The sequence below is a fragment of the Serratia sp. 25CWL12 genome (assembly GCF_055790885.1).
This window is the reverse complement of sequence record NZ_CM147698.1, coordinates 1,627,994-1,650,993: the sequence shown is the minus strand read 5'-3', so window position 1 is coordinate 1,650,993 and position 23,000 is coordinate 1,627,994. Positions and strand designations below refer to the sequence as shown.

Annotated in this window: 15 protein-coding genes, 2 tRNA genes and 1 pseudogene; 5 read left to right on the top strand and 13 right to left on the bottom strand. The window is 47.4% G+C overall.

The genetic code is table 11. From position 1 onward, the window contains the following. Positions 1-688: 688 nt before the first annotated feature. From ACX9GV_RS07210 to ACX9GV_RS07185, 6 genes are all read right to left on the bottom strand, one after another. Positions 689-1,294 (bottom strand): SIS domain-containing protein, encoded by a 606-nt coding sequence (locus ACX9GV_RS07210; protein ID WP_473197565.1) that lies wholly within the window; start codon positions 1,292-1,294, stop codon positions 689-691. Further along, on the bottom strand, positions 1,291-2,928 hold the full coding sequence (locus ACX9GV_RS07205; RefSeq protein ID WP_023490741.1) for an FGGY-family carbohydrate kinase: 1,638 nt from the start codon (positions 2,926-2,928) through the stop codon (positions 1,291-1,293). The genes ACX9GV_RS07210 and ACX9GV_RS07205 overlap by 4 nt, the downstream gene beginning before the upstream one ends. Positions 2,929-2,946: 18 nt before the next feature. Beyond that, positions 2,947-3,900, bottom strand: a complete 954-nt coding sequence (locus tag ACX9GV_RS07200; RefSeq protein WP_473197564.1) for an ABC transporter permease — start codon at positions 3,898-3,900, stop codon at positions 2,947-2,949. A gap of 2 nt (positions 3,901-3,902) precedes the next feature. After that, positions 3,903-4,892, bottom strand: coding sequence for an ABC transporter permease (locus ACX9GV_RS07195; RefSeq protein ID WP_473197563.1), 990 nt, complete (start codon positions 4,890-4,892; stop codon positions 3,903-3,905). Beyond that, a complete protein-coding gene (locus tag ACX9GV_RS07190) occupies positions 4,885-6,381 on the bottom strand; it encodes a sugar ABC transporter ATP-binding protein (protein ID WP_473197562.1) in 1,497 nt (498 codons plus the stop codon). The genes ACX9GV_RS07195 and ACX9GV_RS07190 overlap by 8 nt, the downstream gene beginning before the upstream one ends. A 160-nt stretch (positions 6,382-6,541) precedes the next feature. Then, complete coding sequence (locus ACX9GV_RS07185) at positions 6,542-7,528, bottom strand: substrate-binding domain-containing protein (protein WP_473197561.1); 987 nt, start codon at positions 7,526-7,528, stop codon at positions 6,542-6,544. Between the two features lie 601 nt (positions 7,529-8,129). On the opposite strand from ACX9GV_RS07185, the pseudogene ACX9GV_RS07180 reads away from it, so the two are divergent. Then, positions 8,130-8,351 (top strand): annotated as a pseudogene (locus ACX9GV_RS07180) (adenosylmethionine decarboxylase); the annotation flags it as partial. 193 nt (positions 8,352-8,544) lie between these two features. Here ACX9GV_RS07180 and uhpC read toward each other — a convergent pair. Beyond that, positions 8,545-9,891: an MFS transporter family glucose-6-phosphate receptor UhpC gene (gene uhpC / locus ACX9GV_RS07175; protein ID WP_473197560.1), complete on the bottom strand. Its 1,347-nt coding sequence runs from the start codon at positions 9,889-9,891 to the stop codon at positions 8,545-8,547. Positions 9,892-9,926: 35 nt separating this feature from the next. Further along, complete coding sequence (locus ACX9GV_RS07170; protein WP_473197559.1) at positions 9,927-10,736, bottom strand: inositol monophosphatase family protein; 810 nt, start codon at positions 10,734-10,736, stop codon at positions 9,927-9,929. 889 nt (positions 10,737-11,625) lie between these two features. Here ACX9GV_RS07170 and ACX9GV_RS07165 point away from each other — a divergent pair. Beyond that, positions 11,626-13,584, top strand: a complete 1,959-nt coding sequence (locus tag ACX9GV_RS07165; RefSeq protein ID WP_473197558.1) for a hypothetical protein — start codon at positions 11,626-11,628, stop codon at positions 13,582-13,584. A gap of 222 nt (positions 13,585-13,806) precedes the next feature. Here ACX9GV_RS07165 and ACX9GV_RS07160 read toward each other — a convergent pair whose 3' ends face one another. The 4 genes from ACX9GV_RS07160 to ACX9GV_RS07145 form a co-directional block, all read right to left on the bottom strand. After that, a complete protein-coding gene (locus tag ACX9GV_RS07160; RefSeq protein ID WP_473197557.1) occupies positions 13,807-14,856 on the bottom strand; it encodes a DUF2157 domain-containing protein in 1,050 nt (349 codons plus the stop codon). 332 nt (positions 14,857-15,188) lie between these two features. Further along, a tRNA-Leu gene (locus tag ACX9GV_RS07155) sits at positions 15,189-15,275 on the bottom strand. 7 nt (positions 15,276-15,282) lie between these two features. After that, positions 15,283-15,356 (bottom strand) — tRNA-Cys (locus ACX9GV_RS07150). Between the two features lie 395 nt (positions 15,357-15,751). After that, complete coding sequence (locus ACX9GV_RS07145; RefSeq protein ID WP_473197556.1) at positions 15,752-16,849, bottom strand: ISAs1 family transposase; 1,098 nt, start codon at positions 16,847-16,849, stop codon at positions 15,752-15,754. Positions 16,850-17,380: 531 nt separating this feature from the next. On the opposite strand from ACX9GV_RS07145, the gene ACX9GV_RS07140 reads away from it, so the two are divergent. After that, complete coding sequence (locus tag ACX9GV_RS07140; RefSeq protein ID WP_473197555.1) at positions 17,381-18,097, top strand: helix-turn-helix transcriptional regulator; 717 nt, start codon at positions 17,381-17,383, stop codon at positions 18,095-18,097. Here the strand turns inward: ACX9GV_RS07140 and ACX9GV_RS07135 are convergent, their stop codons facing one another. Continuing rightward, positions 18,098-18,742 carry an acyl-homoserine-lactone synthase gene (locus ACX9GV_RS07135; protein ID WP_473197554.1) on the bottom strand — a complete coding sequence of 215 codons (645 nt, stop codon included), beginning with the start codon at positions 18,740-18,742 and terminating at the stop codon, positions 18,098-18,100. It lies immediately after the preceding gene. 1,120 nt (positions 18,743-19,862) lie between these two features. On the opposite strand from ACX9GV_RS07135, the gene ACX9GV_RS07130 reads away from it, so the two are divergent. Together ACX9GV_RS07130 and ACX9GV_RS07125 are read left to right on the top strand one after the other, a co-directional pair. Then, positions 19,863-21,125 (top strand): MFS transporter, encoded by a 1,263-nt coding sequence (locus tag ACX9GV_RS07130; RefSeq protein WP_473197553.1) that lies wholly within the window; start codon positions 19,863-19,865, stop codon positions 21,123-21,125. Further along, the gene (locus tag ACX9GV_RS07125) at positions 21,125-22,999 is read left to right on the top strand and encodes a beta-L-arabinofuranosidase domain-containing protein (RefSeq protein ID WP_473197552.1); all 1,875 of its coding nucleotides are present in this window, start codon (positions 21,125-21,127) and stop codon (positions 22,997-22,999) included. Before ACX9GV_RS07130 ends, ACX9GV_RS07125 begins: the two co-directional genes overlap by 1 nt. Position 23,000 lies beyond the last annotated feature (1 nt).

Genomic DNA, 23,000 nt, shown 5'->3' with positions numbered 1-23,000 from the left:
AAATCTTGGTTGTGATGGTAAAGTATTTAAAGCTACCTGGGTGTCGGTTGCACACAAGTAATCAGCTCTTCCTGAAGAGGAGCTGAGCACATTCTTTGTCAATCAATATGGGAAAGTAAGTTAGCGCTTCGTTCAACTAGAAACAGCGCAAGACAATGTCCTACTCTATGAGAACTTCAAAATCATTAAAGATTCTACTCAATTGATGACACTAGATTCCTTGCTATAGATCACAACTGACTAAATTGTCATCTGATTTCTGACCCAGCTTCCAGCAGTACGTATGGCTGTATTTATTAGTTGTTGAGGGCGGGTTAATTCAGTATGTGGCATAACTAATCAAGAAATACACCATAGGGATGATGATACTAATAATGGACGTGGCCATGCGGTGAGTAGAGCATAGTAGCAAAACTGAGTGAAAACTCTGCGGTGGGAACGGCCCTGTGAGAGCACACTGGATAATAACTATCTGAGTGTCGAACCGTGAGCATCATTGTTTTAGCAGGCAAAGAATTTTCTGCCAGGTTGAATTGAGAAATAAGGTCAAATGCTTGGAAAGGCACTCTGCATAAAAAATCCGGAAACATAATCTGTTCCGGATCTTCTCACCGTGCAAGGAGCGTGCAACTGAACCTTAAATGGTCGGCATTACACCTTAATGCTTTTTTTGTATGCCCTATGCCGCTTATGACTGCTTGCGTAATTCTATGCCCACATTCCCGCCGGGATGTACCGCCAGTAATGCTTCTTTGCTAAAACCACGCCGTGCCATTAGGCAGACACAGATGGCATCAAACAGTGCCAGCACTAAAACGATGGATGTCGTCGCTAACATATTTAGCGAGTCGATTTCTTGCTGCACATGTGTTTTTAGCACTAAAGCAGAAACCTGCGCGATAGCTGACTGATCATTCTCCGTCACACTGATAATCTTCACCTGCTTACGTTGCAGCGTCGGTAACAAACGGGTCAGCTCGTCGGAATTACCGCCACGGGAGATCAGGATAATAATGTCCTGTGGCCCCAAAAAACCCAGATCGCCGTGGGCCGCATCGGTCGCATTCAGGTAAATAGCCGGCTGTTCCACACATGCCAGCATATGGGCCACTTTTCGTGCCGCAATACCTGATGTACCTACGCCAGTTACCGCAATTTTTCCACAACATCCGGCCAGCATATCCAGCACTTGTAACCATACCCGTTGGTCGACATTCTCCTTTAATACTGCCAGCTCACGGCTGTAAGTCATCCAAGCATCACTGGCCAACTGCCATTCATCACTTTGGCTCATGCCTCCTCCTGCATCAATTCCTGATAGCGCATATGGTCGTGATACATCTGATGGAATACCCGATATTTGCGATCATAATAGGCTTTGATTTTATTGGTTTGCGGCGTGACTGTTTTGCCGATTCGGCTCATCGCCGTCATTGCCTCTGGCAGCGACTCAAATACGCCAGCGGCCACTGTGCCCATCATGGCGCTACCTAACAGCATAGCTTCGCTCTCTTCAGGCAAGAGCATGGCGCAGCCGGTAGCATTGGCATGCTCTTGTACAAAGATCGGGTTCTTGGTGCCTCCACCGCTGGCCATCATAGTATCAATGCTATAGCCATTCTGATTCATGGTTTCGATGATATGCCGCGTCCCTAAAGCCAGCGCCTGGATGGTCGCCAGATAGCGCAGCGCCATATCCTCAAAGGTTATCGAAAGCTTTAACCCAGTAATAATACCGGTCAGATTCGGGTTTGCCCGCGGCGAACGGTTGCCGTGGAAATACGGCAAAATATGAATGTCCTTGGTCAGGAAGGCGATATTCTCCGGCTCCCCGGCCAGCTGGCGCAAAATATGATTCAACGCCTCATAGATGGTTTCCCCTTTGCTTTTGGCTTGTGCCAGCAGCTCCGGATAGCACGGATGGGTTTGAATAATATGGTCTATCAAGGCCCCAGTTGCCGACTGCCCCCCCTCATTCAACCAGTATTTCGGCAAAATGGCGGAGTAATATGGCCCCCAGATACCGCCAATGAAATGTGCTGAGCGGGACATCGCCATATGCGCCGTTGAGGTACCACCAATCAATGCTATTCGCCGATCAAAATTGGCATTTTCACCAGCAACCCCACTCGCACCTAAAATACCAATCGTACCGGCGTGAGCATCAATAATGGAGACGCTAACCGCAGTGCCGGGGATCAGGCCCATTTCTGACGCCGCCCGTTGGCTTAATCCGCGTCCCAATGGCTCGCCCATCGGTTTAACCATAGCACCGATTTTTGCCGCATTGTTATCCAGTAAATCAGCCAGCCCGATCAATTTGAAATAGGATGAGTTCCAGCGGTCTTCATGGCCCAGATAGGTCCATTTACAAACAGTAGAACAGAGCGAACGGGTTTCATCTTTCGTTGCACGCCAGGTCAGAAAATCTGGCAAATCAAATAGATGCCCGACATTGCTCCACGTGGTTGGCATATGTTGTTTTAGCCATAGTAGCTTTGGCGTCTGCATTTCCGGTGAAATCACCCCACCAACAAACTCCAGCACCGGGTGTTTGGTGGCATTAATCCGCTCCGCCTGCGTAATCGCACGGTGATCCATCCAGACAATCACGTTTTGCTCACTCCGCCCCGATGGGCTGACCGTCAGCGGATTTCCTTCTTTGTCCAGTACCACCAGCGAGCAGGTAGCATCAAACCCCAATCCTTTCACCTGAATAGGATTGATATCGGCCTGATTAACCGCATCGCGCACCGCATTACACACCGCCTGCCAGATATTATCGGATGACTGTTCCACAAAATCGGCCTTGGGCTTAAACATGGCGATTTCACGGCTGGCCTGCCCGGCCATGCGGCCCTGCAAATCGAATACACCGGCTCTTGCGCTGCCAGTTCCTACATCTACGCCGATAAAGTAACTTGCCATTGTTTTATCCCTCAATTCTTAAGCCTTACGATTCTGTAATGCGATAAAGAGGATCAACACCCCACCCCATAGCGCCATAGTCAGGTAGCTACTTACCCCCAGCAAATTCAGGCCACTTTCCAATAATTGCAGGACTACTAGCGCCAGAATCAGTCCGATAATGCGACCAAAGCCACCATCGGGGTTAATCCCACCCAGCACCGATGCCAGAATGGTCACCAACAGATAGGACTCACCATAACCGGCTTTGGCGGAATTAAATTTTGCCATCATCAGGATGGCTGCCCCCCAACCCAATAAGGCTGACAGGATATAGACCGCAATTTGCACCCGATGGGTATTCACGCCGCTGAAACGGGTCGCCTGCTCATTAGAGCCGACCAGATAGATGCTGCGCCCCAATGTAGTATGTTCAAGCAGCACCCATAACCCAACCGAAACCAGCAAGAACAGGATCATCGCGACAGGAATGCCAGCAATATTACCGCTACCAATGTATTGAATTACTGGCGGGAATCCGGAGATAACATCACCGTTAGACAACAAAATATTCAAGCCGGTAATCAGTGTCATGGTACCCAGCGTGGCTAGAATCGGTGATACGCCAATCACCGAAATCAACATACCGTTTAAGGTGCCAATCGCTACCGCCACCAGCAATCCGGCGGCTAAAGCCAGTAATAGAAACAGTGGTTGATCCGGATGGCTGACAATGATGGCAGCCATGACTAATGAACAAGCATTGGCTCCGGCAATTATCGATAAGTTAATGCCGCCAGTCAGCATGGTCAGCCCCATTCCCAGTGCCAACATGCCTAAAATCGGCAACTGTGAGGAAATAGACTGGAAATTACCCAAGCTGAAAAAACGTTGCCCCAAGGTCAAAGAGAAGGCCAACATGACCGCCACCAGAATCAACAATTGCAGGCGGATAATACGGTCGTCAGGAATAATTCGGTTTAGCCAGGTCATTATCAGGACTCCCTCAGCAATTTGCGTTTTTCATTCCATGCGGTACTACTGATACTCACCAAAATGATTGCGCCACTGAAAACCGTATGCCAGTAAGAAGAGACGCTCAGTAGCGTCAGTCCATTTTGCAAAAATGCCAGCAACATGACACCGAGCACTGTGCCAGTTAATGTGCCACGACCGCCGCTCATGCTGGTGCCACCGAGCACCACCGCTGCCAATACCGTCAGCTCAAATCCCATCAATGAGTTAGGTGCAACCGATTGAGAAATCTGCGCCTGAACCACCGCCGCAACCCCCGCCAGCAACCCCATGTAGCCATAGACATAAAGATGCAACCGCAGAATGTTAATCCCCAAACGGGAAGCCGCATCTTTGTTGCTGCCCATCGCAAATATCTGCCGCCCAAGCCGCGTGTAATTCATCAGCACACTGGTAAAGATAATGGTGGCCGCCAGACAAAATAGCGGTAATGTCAGGCCATAGTCATAACCGTCGCTGCCGGTAAACGAGAACCAGTTAATCCCGGTCATAAACCAGTCTGGAAAGCCGTACAGCCAGGTGCCGTTAGTGACATAAACCAGTAAGCCGTAAAACAGATTCAACGTGGCAATCGTGATAATAATCGCCGGTACTTTCAGCCAATACACCAGCAATCCATTCACCAACCCCAGCACACAACCCACGGTCATCGCCAAGACGAAAGCAAGCGGGAAGCTGCCACCGTGGGTAATGACCCATGATGCCATCACGTATTGTGCGATTGCCGTTACTGCCGGGAATGAGATATCGATACCACCGGCGATCAGTACGACAAACAGCCCACAAGCCAGAATCCCCAAAATGGCATAACTGGTCGCAACATCGGTTAAGTTACCTAATGTCAGGAACTCCGAACTTTTCAAGCTCAGACCGATAACCAGTAGCAATATCAGCAGGCCGAGATAAAACTCATGCCGCCCCGTCAGTTGACGCAGTTTTAGCCTATCCATTAACCACCTCGGCTATCTCTTGTTCGGTACACTGATGAGGGTAAAACTCAGCGACCAGTTCACCTTTGCGCATCACCAGCACCCGATGGCTGTTGTAATAAGCCTCCGAGATCTCGTCACAAATCATCAAGACTGCCATCCCCTGCTCTGCCAGCGCCTTGGCAATGTGGTAAATCCCCTCTTTGTTGGCGATATCCACCCCCACCGTCGGCGAATCGAGGATCAAAATACGCGGTTGCGTTGCCACCCATTTAGCAATGGCAATCCGCTGAGCATTACCGCCCGATAGTGTTTTTACTGGTAGCGCGGTATCCGATACTTTGATGTTCAGATCCTGCACCAACTGATTGACCAGCGCAGTGGCTTTAGCGTGATCCAGCAATCCACTACGAGTATGTAACTTGTCGAAAACCGAAACGATAGTGTTGTCATAGATTGACTGTTCCATGATCAATCCCTGCGTTAGACGATCCTCAGAGACATAGCCTATCCCGTGGCGGATCGCGTCACGGTTATGACGAAAATGCACTTGTTCACCGGCTACCCATACCTCACCACTATCAGGTTGGGTCATACCAAATAAGCTCAGACACAGCTCAGTACGGCCTGCACCTAACAGACCGGTAATAGAGACAATTTCCCCCTGATGGAGGGTTAAATCGATATTACGAAATTGCGCCCCTCGGCTAAGTTTTCTTACTTCCAGCAATGGCTCGGCCTTCGCGGGCAGCGGGGGGAGCTGGCTGTAAGTAAAGCGTTGACCAGTCATCAGGAACGCCAACTCATGGCTATCTAATTCGCTGGCAGGCCAAGTGCCAATCAACTTACCATCGCGCATCACACTGATACGGTCAGCCACTTCCATCACCTCATCCAACCGGTGGCTGACGAACACCACACAGATACCTTGTGATTTGAGGTCGCGTACCACATTCAGCAAACCTTTCACTTCCTGACTGGTCAGCGAGGCGGTAGGTTCATCCATAATGACCAAGCGAGCATCGGCGGCGATAGCGCGGCAAATCGCCACTAACTGGCGGTCAGCAATGGAGAGTTGTTCAACTTTTTTATCTGGATCAAGGGTGACGCCCACTCGCTGCATGGCAGCTAATGCACGCTCACGCATACTCTTGCGTTTCACCCAAAAATCACCACCAGGCAGATAACGGTGAACAGCAATATTCTCGGATACGCTTAAATTGGGGAATAATGACAGGTCTTGATAAATAACCTGTACACCATAAAAGAATGAGAGTTGTGGCGTAAACTGATGAAACAGCTTACCGTCTATCAGGATACTTGCACCTTTCTCTGGCTGATAAACTCCTGAAATCACTTTGATAATGGTGCTTTTGCCGCAGCCATTCTGGCCTGCCAGACAGTGCACTTCTCCTTTATTCAGCGTAAGATTCACGTTATCCAACGCCAGCACGCCGGGGAATCGCTTACTGATATGTTCAAGAGTGATAAATGCGTTAGCCTGTGTCATGACAATACCTTCCCTAACGCCGTAATCATGGCGCTATTTTTTGCAGCCATTGGGTGGTGGTCAGAGCGGCAGGGCTATTCTCCCGCCGCCTGTTTCACTGATAACTTATTTCTTACCAATAACTTATGATTACTACTATCCTTGGTGTGGCGACTGAAAATCAGAAACCTAATGTTTTTGCATTATCTTTGGTAACTTCGAGAATTTTGTTAAAACGAATCACCCCTTTTTCACTATCGACATCAGCTTTACCCAAACCTTCAATGGTCAGTTCCGGCGTGATTTTTTGCCCTTTCAGCAGTTGATCAGCAATAACCACCACCGCAAAACCCGCATCTTTCGGATCCCACAGCAATGTTTTCTTGATATCACCGCGCATCAGATAAGGTGCAGCCTGTGCTGGCATCGCAATACCGACGACGGCAATTTGATCTTTAGCCCGCTTCTTGGCAACCGCCTGACCGGCACCGATTGGCCCCAGTGAGCCAAATCCAATGATCCCTTTCATTTGCGGATAGGTCTTCATCAGATCCAGTGTGGTGGAGTAAGACTTATCAATGTTCTCCGCCACTGGCAGGCGCGGGGTCACTTCGAACATGTCCGGGTATTTCTCTTTCTGATATTTAATAGCGTAATCGGCCCAAGCGTTATGCAGCGGCACAGTCAGCGAGCCTACATAAATGGCATAGCCACCTTTACTACCCATCGCTTTTGCCAACTCATCCATATTGGCCTGAGCATATTTTTCACTATCGATAGTCTCAACATCCCACTGACCGATACGCTGATCCGGAGATTCATGGGTTAACACCACAATGCCTTTCTCTTGTGCTTTTTTCAGTACCGGTTCCAACACCTTAGCATCATTCGGAACTACAATAATGGCATCAACATTTTTGGCGATAAGGTCTTCAATTACTTTAACTTGCTGTGCTGGATCGGGTGTTGCCGGCCCAACTTGATAAGCATTAACATCCAATTTTTTTGCCGCTTCATTTACGCCAACTTCCATGCGGGTAAACCAAGGAATACCGGTAACTTTCGCCACGACAGCAATTTCATGTTTTTTCTCTGCCATCGTTTGCGTGGTAAATAGCATGCATGCAGAAACAACACATGCATTCAGTAATGCGAGATTAAGTTTCATAGCAGTACCTTTTTGTTTTCGTTCAGGTAACGGGTTGGTTGCAGGGTGACGAGCCCATGGTGTTGTACCGTGACGGTATTATTTTCATGTGGCTGCTTTTCACATGCTGGAGATTAACAAAGGAATACAAGAGGTAGCGAGATGAGTCAGATTGGAATGTGACTCAAGTCCATAATTGTTAAATTTCGTGATTTATTGGGTTAAATTTATGTTAATAAAATATCTTGATGAATAATAATGATCAGATTAATGTTAAAAATAAACCAAAAAGAAACCAATCCTTAACAAATAAGAAACATAAATAGCGTTTTGATATTCTTGTAGCACGTCATTTGATCCACAGTACTCATGTTCGCTATAACAATTAGCTGGAACTGAGATGAAGATCTCATTTCCTTATCACTCTAGGAATTCTAAGCGCACTTTCTGCCATCAATCTCAGTCTTGACCGTGATAAACGTGTTATTTGCATGCAGATAACGTCAACATCACGTTTAGCGTTGATCTTTTTATTTCACTTATCCCGGTTATGCATGAGTGTATCTTTGCTGAAAAATAATAAGACGCTCTATCCCGTTTTGTTGAAGAGGATATTAAAGAGGATATTAAAGACCTCTATCATATGACGGATGTGAATGTGTATCAGGAGAACATGTTTCACACCAAAATGTTGTTGAAATATTTTGATCTGAAACACTATCTGTTCAACGCACAACCCGATGAGCTGAGTGCAGAGGAACAACAAAATATCACCAACATGCTTTGGAAAGAGATGCATGAAATTTATTACGGTCGGAATACCCCGCACTCTAATAACAAGTGATACGAAGTGACAGTGATGACAATCGCAAGGGACTGATGACACAACCCCTTGCTATAAAAAATTTTTACACCATATTAAGAAAAAATTCATCGCCAATGCTTGGCTCTGCTTTCCCTCATAGCCCAACGGATTTTTGCCAGCTTCACGCGGCAAACATAACCCCCTCCTGCCAATACACAGGAGGGTTTACTGCTCAACTATTCAATGAACTTGCCGGGGAACACTTGGTATTCGCTTTGGGTTTAACCACCAAGGGCAGCAACAGTAACGCAGACAGCAAGGTTGTGGCTGATAGCACAGTAAAGAAGCCGTCCCAGCTCCAGGTTTCCATCACTTTCGCCAACGGCCAGCCAGAAAGCCCCGCCCCCAGATAGCCAAAGACGCCAACGAATCCAGTGGCGGCACCAGCAGAATCTTTATGCGCTGCCTCTGCGGCTGCCATGCCAATCAACATCTGTGGCCCAAAGATAAAAAAGCCGATAAAGAAGAAACAGGCGGCATTGAGGAAATAGCTGTCGACACTCAACAACCACAACAAAGCAACACTGACGAAGATGCCAATCATAAAAATGATATTCATCGGTACGCGATTACCTGCAAATAACTTATCCGATCCCCAACCGGCAACGAGGGTACCGAGAAAACCACCAATCTCCAGCATGGTCAAAGCAGAGTTTGCTTTCACTAACTGATAGTTATGGGTCTCTACCAGATAGAGATTACCCCAGTCATTGATACCGATGCGTACCACATAAACAAAGACATAAGAGATGGCCAATAACCAGATATATTTATTGGTAAAGATATAACGTTTTAAGATTTCCCAGATCGGTAATCGCTCACTTTTATGTTCCTGCTCTAGCTCCAATGCATCCGCACGCCAGTGGCCTACGGTGGGTAATCCCATTGAAGCAGGGCGATCACGCAAACGAAAACAGATAAAAAACCCCACCAGAATGGCGATCACCCCTGGCACTATCATGCCGTAACGCCAACCATAATTAACCGCCAGCACCCCTGCCAGTAGTGGAATAATCGCTCCCCCCACATTATGGGAAGTATTACAGATAGCCCACCAGAAGCCCCGCTCATTACGTGAGTACCAGGTTGTCAGTAGTTTGGAACAAGGTGCCCAGCCCCAGCCCTGGAAAAAGGCGTTACACAGCCAGAACAACGTTAATGCCAACAGCGAGGAGCTGAAACCAAACAGAATGTTGATCACACCGGTCAGGATCAGGCCAATGCCCATAAAGTAACGTGGGTTAGAGGCATCACTCATCACGCCAGAAATAAAGCGCGAGGCACCGTACATAAAGTAAAACAGAGTGCCCATTAAACCCACATCCGCTTTGGTCAACCCAAGATCCGCCAACATATCCGGCATAACATAAGTAAAACTCTTGCGCGTAAAATAGTACACCGCATAGCCTACATACATTCCCAACATGATATGAATACGCCAGTAGCGATAAGTACGGTTGACCTGCTCACTGTCTAGGGCTGCCGCTTGTTCCGGTGCTGACTTTATCCATTTAATCATTATATTCACCCATCATTAAGGCGCAGACGCCAGGATTAGAAAGATGCTGGGTAGCTAGCGAGCACATCCAGTACCTGTGCATGGAGCTGCGGATCGCCGGCGGCGACAACCGTCGATTGGGAATACATGGTCAAAGGTTCGCCATACCAGTCGGTAATTTTGCCGCCAGCCCCTTCGATGATGGGTACCATGGCGCAGTAATCGACTTCTCGCATACCGCCACTATCGACACTCAGATCGATACGCCCCGAGGCAAGGCAACCGTAGGCATAGCAAGCAACACCGTAGATCCGCCATTTGCTGGCACTCAACAGGTGGTTGTAGCCTGGACGATGTTCGGCAAGAACTGGCTCAGTATTGCTGGTAGACATCAAAGCATCAGCCAGTTGTTGACAAGAGCGAGTGCGGATCGGGTGGCCATTCAAGGTACTGGGTTGCCCGGCAATGCCCACCCAGCGCTCCTCCACTGCCGGAATATCGATGATCCCTATCACTGGGCGACCATGGTGGCATAACGCCAATAAGGTGCCGTAGACGGGTACCCCGGCAATAAACTGCTTAGTGCCATCAATCGGGTCAATCACCCACACCCACTCTTCATTCTGAGCCTCAGCGCCATACTCTTCACCCAGGATGCCGTGGCCAGGAAAAGCCCGGGTTAATTGCTCACGTATCAGTTGCTCGACTTGCTGATCAATCACCGTCACCGGGCTAAGATCATCTTTAGTGACAAATTCCCGCCCACCGTAGAGATAACGCTGGCGCTCCTGTTTAAGCAGCTGGCGGGTCTGATCAGTGATAGACTCAGCTATCTGCGCGAAGTGTTGTAGTTGTTGTGTCTGCATATCTCCATAACTCCCAAACAGTGATGCAAGAGAACCTATGTGAAGTTTATGTTTCACTTTTGTTACAGCAAGCAATGAGGGTCGCGCCAAAAAGGTTTCTATACTTGAGGGATTTCTTTAGTTAAGGGGGCGAAATTGGCATAATAACCAGCTGATGGGAGAATAATGATGGCTTCAATGCACCTATGACTGCGTAAACTGAACAATATCTGGCGTTATATTTAAATTGCGCCTCTGTTGAACACACTGCTTAAACGATGATGAAAAAGGTTGTTACCCTATGAGCTAGGCATTGCAAAATCTGCTCAACCTGCTGGAATTAGAAAAACTTGAAATTGTTGAGGGGGATATACCATCAACACTTCACGCATCCATCCCAACAGCCCGTATCTCACTTACCGTGACGTACCCCCAGTCTGCTAACTATTTAACTTGAATAATCGCTGTTGTTCAGAATACACTCATTAGCCACATTAATATTTATGGCAGGCCGTCGTGGTATCTAACCGGAAAAGACTAACCGGAAAGGACAATATATCGATACTGCTGATCTTATTGATACGCTATTACTGGCTACCTGGCTGCTCCCTTGACCATTAGCAAGGGTCAATCAGTCACCATGGATGCGCAACTACACTGCCAGTGTATGGAGCGGGTTCAACAGGTACAGGATAAGCTGACAACAGGAAGCGCAATAAAGAATTCAAAACGATATATCTAATAGATTTCAGAATATAAGTAGATGGTAATAGGCGAACTCCCGGACGCTGGGTAAACCAGATTAGGATAAGCTAGGAAGTTCGCATCTATGCTTTCTGAAAGGTACCAGCGATATTTGCACTATAAAATATAATAATTGCCCTAACAATAACTCTAGGAAGGAGATGCTGTGAACAAAATACGTTTCTTACGCGCTTTATGCATCGGTATATTTGTTGCTATGTTGTCCGCCTGCGATTCTGGTGGGGGAGAATCTTCAGACACCAACCCGCCGGTCAATCCAGTTACACCGCCAGTTCCAGAACCTGTTGTTCCACCTGTTCCAGACCCAGAACCTGTTGTTCCACCTGTTCCAGAGCCTGTAGTTCCACCCGTTCCAGACCCAGAGCCTGTTGTTCCACCAGAGATTGCGACTCTAGATATTATTACGGAAAGCAAAGATGGCATTATCCTGTCTGGCGCTGAAATATTCTTTGATGAAGTAAAGGTATCATCCAGCGACCAAAATGGCGTAGCGCAACTCTCTACTCTTCCTGCGGATAAGAAGGGTTTCTGGGTGGTGAAAGTGAAAAAAGCGGGTTATGTGACGCAAGCTGTCAAAGTTGCGGTGCAGAAAAAAATGCCGCCGATTGTCATACATTTGATGCCAGTAACAGAAACCAAATACCTTGAAAATATTGAAAAAGCGCAAGGTATTTCCAGCCTGACTATGAATGCCCACGTTATTCTGCCTGAGGCTGCATTGGTTAATGCGGACGGAACCCCTGCAACAGGCAAAGCGCGAGTTGAATTGACGCCTTGGAATATTGACAGCGATGACCTGAAAGCCATGCCTGCCAATGGACGCGCTATCACCGCAGATAGCCAAGAGGTTGACTTGATCAGCGCAGGGCTAATGGCCGTCGCTTTTTATGATGAAGCCGGTAACGCCTTGAATTTAGCTGAAGGTAAAACCGCAACCCTGCAGATGAGCTTGCCGTTCTCCAACATTGATGGTCATGATTTATCGGCAGGTGGCAAAATCCCAATGTGGTACTTCAACGAAAGCCTGGGGCTATGGGAAGAAACGCCTGATGTCAAAGGGTCGGCAATCGTGATAACCCGCGACGGCGAGAAAATGTTGATGGTAGAAGCTACCGTGCCGCATTTCTCATCATGGAACTGGGATTTTAAATTTGAATCTGCTGGCAGTACTTTCTTGCAATGCGTAGATCCCGAATCCAAACCTATTGCCTGTAGCATAACCGCTTCTGTAGTACTCGTGGACGGCTCAAAACTGGTAAAAAGCAATAACATTGGTGCTGAAGGTGAGACAGCCTACAATATGCCCGATCGGGTTAAGGCGATCACTTGGAAAGCGATGGGTTTGTCAGGAGATAATAAACGTCTGATGGGCAAAATTACGAACCCATTGGATACGACGGGATCGGGTGTTGTGATTCCTGGCTCGATATCTATTCCTTTATCTGCCCCTTATCAATTTACCGCCCAATGTCAGTTACCTGACTCGACACCAATCGCCTGTAACGCCAAGATAACACTCAATGGCAGCACAGAGGTTGACCAATATAGTTTACCTGCTGATGGATCTGTCATTTATACGCTACAGGCACCGCAATTGATTAATTGGAGCGCGTATCAGTACATATCCAAAGAGAATGGTGAGATTTGGAAATATACTGCAGAAGCTAGCAATGCGTCACTGAATGAAAATAAGTTAGTGATGACCTTTGCTGCTCAGCCGGAAAAAATTAACCAGCATTATGTTTATGTTCGTTGCGATCCTCAAGCAATTGACTATCAGAACCTTCAACAATATTTTGCTATTCAAGAATGTGAAGTATCAGTGGGGTCTCAATATTGGGAGCCAAACTTGCCTACACAGCCGTCTATTGTTTCTGCGATTATTCCTGCAGGAGTGGTTTATCCTCTAGCCGTTCTTCCTGAATGGATTGCTCCTGAATATGAAACATTTTATCTTAAAGCGGTCAGTTCACTTGGTTTGGTGAGTGAGATTCGTGAAGAGTGTTTCTTCCATGCTGGTTATGACTTGCCGAAAGATGGTCTCTTTAACAACAGTGGCCAGATTTATAATTTATCTTTGATAGGTTTTTGTCCGACGCCTTAATTTTGCGTAATCCCTCATTTTTTGAGTATTACGTCTTATAGTTAAGTTCGAACGCACGTTTTGGGAGCCCACTCTGTGGGCTCCCAGCCCACTTTCAGCCCGGCAACCCGCTCATCCAGGTCAATGCCTTTGGCATTCCGCTCCGCTTCCAGTCGTCCCTGCAAACGTGACAAGATTGCGGAATGGTAATAGCAGCGGTAATTTAGAAAAAATTAGCTGGTATCAATCTGTCACATCCTGCGGCTGGCGACCTAACTGCCAAATTTTTTCCGCATAGTGACCCAATGCCCACAGGCTGATCCCCAGCACAACAAAGAAAATAACTTTTGGCATACTATCCCAGAACAACTCGAAGAAACGGCTATACAGATTAATACCGAGGAAGGTCAACCCGAATCCACGCAACACGCCATCGTCTTGCTTTAGCCCGAGCCAGATAGCGGTGGCTGCCGCGATGCCAAATAGCAGGCTCCAATGCAACAGTTCGATCTGGCGTACGTTGTTCCAACGGTCAAGATCGCTATAGTTACCAAATATCGACAGGATCCACAGTGCGATAAACAGATACAGCAACCCCATTACCAGTGAAACCCGCTCCAGACCACGTTTGACCAACGCAGGTTTCAGCATAAATGCGGCAGCGATCAGGACAAGACCGAAAGCAATAAAACGGATCGGATAACTCATGCCCAGCCAGTAGGCCTCCCAACCAGACATGTAGCCGGTTTCTGCACCAAAGGCACTGCCGAGTGATAACAAGGCAAACCACCAAACCAGCCCAGAACGGCTGAACCAGCCGATAACCCCGTACAACACTGCGCCCATTATCAGCAGTGTAGACACCCGCCCGCTGCCGTTATCCAGCCAGACCCCCAGTTGCCATAATGAGCAGGCGGTCAGCAGCACGCCAATAAACAGGATGGCTTCATTACTGTAACGTTTGTCAGGGTAACGTATGCGGCGGCGAAACGCCCAGATATAGGAAAGAGTTGCTAGTATCGCGGCGTTTACCATACGCACGGACGCATCGAAGCGGAACAGAGCGCTGAGTTTTTCCAACAACTCACTGTCGGTGAACAGGCTTGTAATCGCGATCAACAGTGAAGCCAGGGCAGCTAGAAATGAATAACGCGCCAGTCGACGCCAGTCAAAAGGTTGAACCTGCATATTTTGCAGTAGTTGTTGATGTTGTTCAGCGCTAAGTGCCCCTTCCTCCTCCCAACTGTCGAGTGCTTTACGCACTACCACGGCATTTTTCTTGCTGATTTTCATTTTTATACCCTTGAATAGCAAAAGTTTTTTGCCAGTATATACCTGCCTGATCTTGACCCGCCGTCTCCATCAGTCAAATGAGTACTCTTTGCCTTCTGGTTTTGCCGAACGTACCTTGATATCTGTCAGGGCCATATCCATGTCCTCGCATGTGCTTGCGGTGAGTATACAGAGAATCATAGAAGCAACGTATATACCCAAATGTATACTTGCAAGTAGCTTGATGTAGGTTGAATTGCGTTGACTTATGGAGAGTATAAAAGGGAGAAAAGTGAGTGATGCCATGGGTTGAGACAAAAAAATAGACGCTTTTTGCGTCTATGATTTCGAAATGGTGCCCGGGGCGGGACTTGAACCCGCATGGCGTTGCCGCCGAGGGATTTTAAATCCCTTGTGTATACCGATTTCACCACCCGGGCTGAAAATTGGAGGCGCGTTCCGGAGTCGAACCGGACTAGACGGATTTGCAATCCGCTACATAACCGCTTTGTTAACGCGCCTTGGTACTCTTTACTTTTTCAAACATTTACTTCTTCAAACATTTGTTTTTTCAAACATCTGCTTTTTCAAGTTAAAGCTGATAATTATCTGTTTTAACTTGAAACCACAAGCGGGAAAGCCTTCCACACTCTGGTTCAACTTGTTGATACTCAACGTTATTTAACAACATTGGCTGTCAACACGGTCTGCATTATGTACCAATAGTTTTCCCTTAGCAACCCCCTATTCTCAATAAAGCGCGCTCTGACATTCTGAATGCATATTTTCCGTTCACAAAGATGCATTCTTGAACATTTATCATGGCAGGAAACTTGCTACTTGCAATAAGGTGGTGGTATCACTGGATGGCAGCCCACCCTTGGAACCCAGGGCGGGAGCACACTTTGCTTTTTATTTAACCAAAGAATAACTGGGCCCGATAATTGTCATCCCAACTTGCCTTTTTTAGCTTGTTTCTCTGACTCGGCGCACCACAATTACTCTGCTTTATGATGTTTAGAACAAAGCGCCGGAATAGTGCCATATTCTCGACCGCATCCTCCATCGCTATTCTGGAGGCATCTTCATTGAACACCACATCAAGAATGTAATGCTGGCTGTTCTCAATCCGCCAGTGTTGACGAATATAGTGCCCGAGCAGCTTGTGTTTGGGAGATAACGAGCTGACATAGTAGGCGGTCTCTACCGTTCCTTTTCCGTTGGCGCTACGGTGACGCTCAACGGCGATGATGCTGCGGATTGTCGGCCATTTCTCCGCCAGCTCAGGCGGTAGTTTTGATTTTAATTGAAAGACATAACGCTCTTCTTGGCGGCCATGACCACTCTCTTTGTGCTCGACGATTATCTTCTCTTTCTGTGCGTCAAAGAGTGCCTGAAATTGCGATTGAACGGCTTGATACAGCTTCGGTTGGTTCTTCTTTACCTGAACCACCACATGCGCCTTCTTCTCGCTGATTTTCTCCAGCGTCTCACGCTGACAATGCAGGGCATCAAGCGTCACAACAGCGCCTTTGAGCTCAAGAATTTCCAGCATTTCTTTGACCGTTTCGAGTTCCCCTTTCTTATTTGGGGTTGTTTTCTGGCTTAAAACCAAACCATTTTCGGTATCGTAGGCTGTAACCAGTTGCAGAGCTTCGGCGGCATTTCCGCGGTAGGAGCCACGTAACACCTTGCCGTCAAAGGCAATTATGGGTTTTCCCTGATGGGTGCGCTGTTCATTGACCCAGCAGAGCAACGCTTCAAGCAGGGTATCGATGACAATGCAGCGCAAAATGCGGGCAATGGTGTGACGGCGCGGGATACCGTTGGCAAAAGGTCGATACTGACGGAGCCAATCGGCCTTTGAATTGCCATAGGTCTCTATGTCCCGCCAGCCTTCGGCACCACTCATGATGGCACTGATGACAAGAAACATGACGTCAACAAGGTCATGTTTACGATTGATGTCAGAGCGAGTTTCTTCAACAAGGGTAAGGTGTTCAATCAATGTCATCGAGCGTGCCTCCTACATGGAGACGTGATTAGATCACAGACGATCTGCCCGTTCAAGTTTCATTAACAAAGTGCGATCCCGCCCTGCCTTGGAACCGGTGCAGCAATGCAGTGTTTTGCTCTATTTGGGATAAAATTGATCTATCTTCAATATAACCTACTATACTCGTCGTACTTATTGCATCGGTGCCGGTTCGGTTTATGCTTGTTTTTTGAGCGTTTTTTTTGACTTGTGCTCGAGATGCAAGTCCAATTAGTGACCGCATACAGGGCTTATCTTTTATTTTTGTGGAAAATAGACGATGTACTTTTATGAGACGGTGTTTTAGGCAACCGATATTGACTTTTTAGTGGTCAGGGCTCGACACAATCCACTGTTTTTTATACCCTTAGCGGGGAATACCACCTATCTCCAAGTCTTTTTCTTTAGAAGTACATGAGTGATGCGACTGAAATCTCTTGTCACTCCGCCCTTGTCCAGCGAGGGTGAGGCAAGTATACATAGGGCTATTTGACGAGTTGGGAGTTATTGATGGAACAGGAAAATAATGTCAGTAGTATTATTCGACAGCACCTTGAAGAAGCATTAAATGCTATTGGTGAGTTTGTCTGGGCCTATGTGGTTTTATCTAAAAGGGATATGTCCTGTATCTATGGAGTGACCAACTACCCTAGCGATTGGGTCAACCATTATAAAGAAAAAGGCTTGCAATATACTGACCCCGTGGTCATCACTGCGCTTAACCGATTGACTCCATTCTCATGGGATGAAAATCTGCCCATTGCTCCAGGGCATCAATCCCATGAAATCTTTAATAAGTCCCGTGAATTTTCTGTAACCAATGGCTATACCTTTGTATTACATGACTTTAACAACAATCTGGTTACTTTATCCTTTATTATTGCGCCAGAGCGCAGCGCTGAAGTCACACAAGCTTTAATCAAAAATAAAGGTGAGATTTCAATATTATTAGCCTCAGTACATGAGATGTATCTTGCATTAACCTCGTTATCAGAAAAAAAGCTCTCTGACAGTGAAACCAGGTATCAATTCACCACGAGGGAAAATGAGATCCTTTATTGGTCAAGCATGGGGAAAACCTATCAAGAGACCGGGATTATCCTGGGCATAAAGATGCCTACGGTTAAATTTCATATGGCAAACATCGTTAAGAAAATGGGAGTGACGAATGCTCGGCATGCAATACGTCTAGGGATGGAACTTCAACTGATTAAACCAGTTGATTAATTAGATTGAAGGCTCAAATGAGAGTGGCCAATCACTTAGTATTTTTTCATCCGGCATGATATACCGGCTGTTGATTTTTTCCTTTATGTTATGTTGACTGTTAATATCGACATTGCCCAGTAATAGATAAACAGGCTCATCCTTTTCAGACATGCCGGTCGCTAACACGGTAACGTCCCAACCTGAACTTTTGATGATTTGCATCATTGAATGACTTGCAACAGCAATAATACCGTCATAATGATGTAACCGGGCATAATTAATCAGCGATAGGAACAGCACCATAGTAACAGGAAAGTGGCTCCCTAACAGGGTGCGGCTTCTTTTTTTATCGACGAAGAATCGTGTGGATTCAATATAACTTCCTTCTGGGATTGTTACATTATTAAAAAACGATGAAAATGTACTGTCTAACATATTGCTATCTTTCATATCAATAATCCTGGTTCCGCATATAACCATATCCTGTTCAACCCCAAAGATATAGTTCGCCCTTTCATTATCAAACTGATCAATTTCTTTGTCATCTGAGCAAGTCACTGCCCATTGCAATCTATCTTTAAATGTGGTCTTTCTTAACATAGATAAGTCTTCGAACACCTCATTACTTAGGGATAGATAGTTAGTACTATAAATATTAAACATAGTGTCACCTGTATATGTATATATCCGTTATATATCAAGTTGCAGGTGTACTTGTGAGTCTAGTATTCCCTATCAAGTTATTGGATTAATTAGCCTCGTACTCGTTAGTAGTGAAAGTGGTTTTTAAATAGGCCAGGAATCACTTCCCTGTTAATTTACCCTAATCATGTAACATTGTAATATTCAAACCGGTGATTAACCGATCTTTCAGACCATTCAACTTACCACTCTATTACTATCCTCCTGCAGCTTGAATAAACATGGATAAAAATAAGTTTATTTGACAAAATCAGTGAAGTTTCAGTAATAGCATGCCGAGCTATAGGGATGATAAATCTTTTTAGTCTGCTTTGGCTAATTTTGTGTATCAGTTTCCGCGCTATCCCCCTATTACAGCCAATAAAACTGGCGAATCCATGGTTGCGCTTGCACTAGGCGCTGCATTTTCTGCTGCGGACAGAGCTATTCGCCACGCAATTTTACGCAACCCGCCAGAATATTCGCTCAAACCATATTGAAATAAGCGCATACGTGATGGCAGCGAGTATCTACGATAATGCCAGGGTATGGCAGCCAATCTATTCGCCCTACTGGGCTGAGCATTAAAACTCATCTCACTGGATAAAACTCCGGGGATTCAGTGAACGCCCAAATGATCACCAACATGGCATCGTCTGTTTTATCATCACGCTTACTTGGTGGTATCGTTACCAAAGTCATTTATGATATAAGCCTTTTTGTGAATGCTCGACACAATAAAATATATACACTTGTTTTTATTCAATTAATATTAGGCGTTCATGCTATTTGTAAAGTAATAATCAGAATAAAAAGAGGCGAACGGCAGGTGTAAAGGAAGGGGCTAACAATAAATTGTAATCGATTACATCTCTTTTGCAAACAACATCACAGTTTAGTTACCATCCCTCAGGTAAAATTTTCCTAGGCATTTTCTTGATGATCTCCACCATCACCTTCGTTACTGCCTGCCCCAGGCCAAGCCCGGCTTAGCCGCTTATAGATGCCTTTGGGGCCATTTTTCAGGGAACAAACAGAGAGTCAGGTCATAAGTAGACTGAAACAATCAACCCAGCCACATACATAATATGAGTAACATTATATGAAACCACTAAAAATCAAGATTGCAGGGCTGCAATTTTTACAATTTCTGGCCTGGGGAAGCTGGCTGATATCAGTCGGTGCATACTGCCTGCACACCAAACAGTGGAGTGCTTCTGAATTTGGCAGCATCTTCGCCACCATTGGTATTGCCGCCCTTTTTATGCCTACGCTGGCAGGGATCGTGGCCGACAAATGGATTAACGCTGAACGCCTCTACGCCATACTGCAACTCGGTTGTGCCGCAAGCATGGTTATGGTCCCCCAAATGGAAACGCCACAACAGCTCTTCTGGCTGATGCTGGTTAACATGCTCTGTTATATCCCGACCATCTCCCTTGCATTTTCGGTCTCCTTCAGTGTCATGACCCAAGCTGGCATGAATATCGTCAAGGAATATCCGCCCCTTAGGGTATTTGGTACTCTGGGCTTTGCCAGCGGCATGTGGCTGACCAGCCTCTCCGGGTTAGAGACCTCTCCCCTTCAGTTTTATATTTCCGCAGCCTCTTCGTTGGCTGTAGCGGTGCTCGCCATGAGCATGCCGCAGTGTCGCCCAAGCGGTTCAACTGCCGGCTCGGTCGCACAACAGTTCCTCAGCTTCGGTAAGCTATTTGCCGACAAACGGTTTGGTGCCTTCTTTATCTTCTCCGGCTTGCTCGGGGTTAGCATGCAGTTGTCCAATGCCTATGCCGGTACCTTTTTGCATGATTTTTCCAGTAATCCTCTTTACAGTGACAGCATCATGATCCGCTTCCCAGCGGTGATCGTCTCTATCGGCCAGATGTCAGAGATGTTCTTTGTGTTGCTAGTGCCGTATTTCCTAACTCGCTACAGCGTGAAAACCGTCATGCTCATCAGTATGCTGGCTTGGGTTGCCCGCTGGTTGCTGCTCGGCTTTGGTAACCCTGGCGAGCTGTGGTGGATGATCATCCTCTCCATGCTGGTTTGGGGCGTTGCCTTCGATTTCTTCAACCTGGCAGGTTCCCTATTTCTCGAAACCAACGTTGATAACGGCATGAAGGCCACGGCACAAGGCCTGCTCCAGGTGATGATTATCGGTGTCGGCGGAACACTCGGCGGCTTCGCCAGTGGTTGGATGATCGACGCATTCTTTACTCATGATGGCATTCGTGACTGGCGTAGCATTATGATCGCCTTTGCCGCCTTCAACTTGCTGGTTGCTTTCAGCTTTATGCTGTTCTTCAAGGGCTCAGTGTCTGGTAAATCCCCATCGGGCCAGTCAGATATCAAAGGTGCATCCTGATGATTACAGCGAACGCCTATAGTCGTATTCCATTGCATCAATTACAGCCGCTCGGTTGGCTACGCGACCAATTAACCATCCAGTGCAACGGCATGAGTGGTCATCTCGACCAATTCTGGCCTGATGTGCAAGATAGCGCCTGGTTCGGGGGCGATTCCGAAGGGTGGGAACGCGCGCCCTATTGGCTCGACGGCAGCATTCCGCTTGCCTGGTTGAGCGGTGATAAGGGGCTAATCGCACGTATCACCGGCTATGTCGATTATATCCTCACCCATCAGCAGGAAGATGGCTGGCTTGGCCCTAAAAATGCCAACACAGTCAATCCAGAAGCCAAAGAAGGATATGATATCTGGGCACAGTTTCTGGCAGTTAAAATGCTGATCGAATACCACGCCTTCACCGAAGATGCGCGGGTTGAAGCTGCCGTGGAACGGGCCCTGCGCAAGATAGAGGGCGCTATCAACTGGACCCCACTGTTCGACTGGGGTCAAGCCCGCTGGTTCGAGTCCTTTATTGCCATCTTCTGGCTCTATGAACGCCAACCGGCTCCTTGGCTGCTGGACCTCTGTGTCAAGCTGGAGGCACAAGGGTTCAACTGGCAGCGCTTCATTGCTGCCTGGCCCTGTACTGAAGCCACACCCAAAGGGGCGTGGAACTTTATGAGCCATGTGGTCAACAATGCCATGGCTGTCAAGGCTTATGCTTTGGTGTGGAAATTGACCGGTGAAGCGCGTGACCGGCAAACACCTTATGACTTTATCAACCAACTGGATCGCCACCATGGTACCGCGGTGGGGACCTTCACCGGTGACGAATGCCTGGCAGGTAAGAGCCCATTACGCGGTACCGAGCTTTGTGCCGCCGTAGAGTATATGTACTCGCTGGAGCAACTGATCACCATCTATGGGGATCTCAGTTTTGCCGATCGCCTTGAGAAGATCGCCTTTAACGCTTTGCCGGGCTATTTCACCCGGGATATGTGGGCGCACCAGTATAACCAGCAGGTCAACCAGGTTGCCTGTGTGGTTGACCCCGATATGCCATGGAATACCAATGATCCTGATGCCAATACCTACGGTTTGATGCCGCACTTCGGCTGCTGTACCTCAAACTATCATCAGGGGCTGCCCAAATTTGCTACCCATGCCTGGTTACAAAGTGCAGAGGAATTGGTCGCGGTCTCTTATATACCCCTCGAGTTCACCGCCCAGCTCAAAGGGCAAGCGGTCAAGGTCATCAATAACAGCCACTACCCCTTCGCAAACCGTGTGTGCATCACACTCGAGTGCGATAACGATGCTGACTTTGCCGTGCGCCTGCGCATTCCCTCCTGGTCAGAACGGACAGTTATCCGGCTAGATGGTGCCGTTTTCAGTAGCGGAGCTCGGCAAGAGGTAGTGATACAGCGCAACTGGCAAGGCTGCCATCAAATCGACATCGAGTTCGACTTCCAGTTACAGCAAGAATCTCGTGAGCAAGGGGCACTGACCCTCAGCTATGGTCCATTGGTCTATGCCCTGCCGCTGGAAGAGGAATGGCAACGCATCAATAGCGATAAGCCGTACCGCGAGTTTCCGCACTGTGACTACAGCGTGACACCCACCTCAGCGTGGAACTGGGCAATCGACCCCAGCAGTGTTGAGGTCACCTTGGCGATACCGGGGGCCATCCCCTTTAGCCGAGAGAACCCGCCATCCACCATGCGGATCAAAGGTATTCAATTGCCCAACTGGCAGTCTGCCGTACCTTGTCTCGCCAGCGCACCACCACAGAGCCCGCTATCTGTGCAAGGTGAGGAAACCGAACTTATTATGATCCCGTTCGGCTGTACTCATCTGCGTATGGGCGAATTGCCTTGGTACCAGAAATTGTAAG